Below are 1,944 nucleotides of genomic sequence, written 5' to 3'. Positions count from 1 at the left end.
TTTCTCCGCTGCGGTCGGTCACATCTAGGATGTTGCCGAGTGCGTCTTCATGGTAATACAACAATCCGCCTTTTGACTGGACATTGCCTTCGTACTCTTCCTGCTTCCTGCCGTGATAACCGAACGTCTTCCGGGCAATCGTGTGGTCTGCGCCCTGGTAATACTAGGGCGAGCGGCTGTCCATGTTCGCCGTATTCTTTGAAGACACTCAAAAATCGTCATACATTAAGTTTGACTTTGTGTATTTCATATAAACATCTGTTCCTATGTCTACAGCATCGTCGACAACTTTGCCCGGTTTATATAATAAACCAACAGTCCCTAGAAATACATCATCTTTAGAGGCACTACGGTAATTCTGTTAAATGTGAATGTCTTCCATAAACCAGCAGTTGATAATACTGGCTGACACTTGCCCCCAAGTAAGATCAGGCTGATTAATTACCCTTAGTACTAAAACCGTCTAATATGGTTAAGCACAGCACCATGTTCTCTCAGTAATATAATTTATTCTCATTCCATTCTTTTATTAAAATAGCCATAAGGTAGGCATACCTTATGGCCGTAAAATTACTCAAGAATTTTCTCTATCTCCTGATCTAAAGTTGATACGTCATTACCAATTTCTATTAACTTTGTGTCCTCATCTTCAGCTGGTTCATATCCTATTATTATTTTACCAATATCATATTTATTCTTTAACTTTATAAAGAAATTAACTAATCTTTTAAATTTCGACTTAATCTCTTCTTCTGTTCCTACAAATATTTCAGTGGCAGGAAAGTTAAAAACTATATCCCCATATTTTTCATCAAATGAAAAAATGATTATTACATCTTTCAATATAACTCCTAAATATAATTGTTCTAATACAATATTTCCAGCGCCTTTTGGTGCGAATATCTCTTGTATACTTTTCACTTCAAAAAAATTCATATCTTTCCCTAAACGACTATCATAAAAATGTGATGATTTAACGGTTAAGGTTGATAACTTTAGATCATCATAAACCAATGTTTGAATTTCTTCCTTATCAAAATCTGATAAAATAATCTCTAAATTTTCCATCTAAGACCACCTTTTCTATTGGTCAATAAACCCCTTAAATGTACCATCACGGTTTAAACGCACCCCACGCCCATCAGGCAATTTTTTCTCCAGAAATTCTATCCTTTAGGATTTTTAATTTTAGTGAATTCACCAGGCGCATCTAATATTTCTTGAAGGTGTTTTAACCCTTTTTGGTTTATTTCATCTGGGCCACCCCTGACTTTCCCCCAAATATCTGGATTTCTACCACCATGTTTTTGGAAGGCATGACCAACTATAGTCTCACCGCCTTTTCTAGGTGCTATTGCTGAATTTATAACCTTAGTATTATTTATTTTAACTATGTTAGACGATCCATTTATCCAACGAATAAATGGTGAATTTTTTATTAGTTTAACACCTTTAGCTATATTGCCTGGACCCCAAGGAACTTCTGATTTAATTACTTTGATGTCATCGTCGTTAGTCGCCCATACTAGGGGTAATTCAATATCATCGACCTTCAAGTTGGATTGTGGTCTTTTATTAATATAACCAAATTGCTTTGCATAATCGCCAAAAATATAGTTTTGTGCTACATAATTATCAGATTGAATATGTCTAGCTCGAATAGGCCCTGCATTGACATTAAACCCAGCTCTAGCCGACTCAATTAATTCTTCCAGAGTTGGTACTCGTGGTGGTGGTGGCGGTGGTGCTACTGGGCCTCCACCCCCTGATCCTCCTGATCCTCCTGATCCTCCGCTTCCGCCTATTCCTCCTCCAGATCCACCGGATCCTCCAGAACCTGGTTTTGGTGCTGGTGGAGGTGGTGTGCTTCCGCCATTCCCTCCGCCCGTTGGTGGTTTCGGTTTCGGGATACAATACGTATCATCTGAATCGCTCGTCGTTTCA

General features: G+C 38.3%; 1 protein-coding gene and 1 pseudogene. Both read right to left on the bottom strand.

The features are described from left to right. Positions 1 to 570 precede the first annotated feature (570 nt). Complete coding sequence (locus CVD23_RS21390) at positions 571 to 1,068, bottom strand: hypothetical protein (RefSeq protein ID WP_101667117.1); 498 nt, start codon at positions 1,066 to 1,068, stop codon at positions 571 to 573. A 98-nt stretch (positions 1,069 to 1,166) separates the two neighbouring features. Beyond that, a pseudogene (locus tag CVD23_RS22140) lies at positions 1,167 to 1,944 on the bottom strand (hypothetical protein); the annotation flags it as partial.

This window comes from Bacillus sp. V33-4 (assembly GCF_002860225.1).
GTDB classification, from domain to species: Bacteria; Bacillota; Bacilli; order Bacillales; family Cytobacillaceae; genus Bacillus_BJ; species Bacillus_BJ canaveralius.
The sequence above is the reverse complement of the archived record's forward strand: the minus strand, read 5'-3'. Positions and strand labels throughout refer to the sequence as shown.

Excerpts from the sequence above, each read along its gene's own strand:
- CVD23_RS21390 (WP_101667117.1), bottom strand. The coding sequence starts at position 1,068 with ATGGAAAATTTAGAGATTATTTTATCAGATTTTGATAAGGAAGAAATT.